The following is a 634-nucleotide window of genomic DNA, read 5'->3' as shown; positions in this document are numbered from 1 at the left end:
GAAAAAATTGACGAAGGGGCTGCTTCGGAGAGGGAATTGCTCCGATTCGCTTAAAGTAACATAGGAGGCTGTCATGGCTCATTCAGAGGCTAATATTTCTATTACTCAATGCGAATCCGGTGGTTGCTTGGCCAAGATTCCTGGCTTGGAACTCATTTCACTCATAGATAATATAAAAGACATTATTCGCACATCAAGTAGTGCAAGTGCTTCGGCACCTGAAGATGCAGCCATCATTGAACTCAATGGACAGAATATTTTATTTACTACTGATATAGGCCCAATAGTTGGAACCGACGCTTTTATTGGCGGTAAAATTGCTGCACTTCATGCCATAAGTGATATTTATGTTATGGGCGGTTCTCCTACGCATGCTTTATTAACATCAATTGTCCCAAAGACATCGACCTACGAACAGCGTCAAGCTCTTCTAAAAGGTGTTTTTGTCGCATGTGAAAATGAAGGCGTAAATATTGTTGGAGGACATAGCATTTTTGGTGATAATTTCCTGATTGGTCTTTCCGTCATAGGCAAAATAGAAGGTAATATACTGAGAAAGCAAAGCGCGAAAGAGGGAGATGCTATCCTCATTTCTAAACCTATTGGAACAGGTTTGGCTGCCCGTGCATTATTT

Annotated in this window: 1 protein-coding gene; it reads left to right on the top strand. The window is 41.2% G+C overall.

Annotated features, from left to right (window positions below; translation table 11 throughout):
- Positions 1 to 73 precede the first annotated feature (73 nt).
- Positions 74 to 634 (top strand): selenide, water dikinase SelD (selD, locus tag ACQRA4_RS13865; protein WP_427823634.1); only part of this gene is annotated, 561 nt, incomplete at its 3' end.

It is taken from the genome of Desulfovibrio sp. SGI.169, from assembly GCF_050313595.1.
GTDB lineage: Bacteria > Desulfobacterota > Desulfovibrionia > Desulfovibrionales > Desulfovibrionaceae > Desulfovibrio.
The sequence above is the reverse complement of the archived record's forward strand: the minus strand, read 5'-3'. Positions and strand labels throughout refer to the sequence as shown.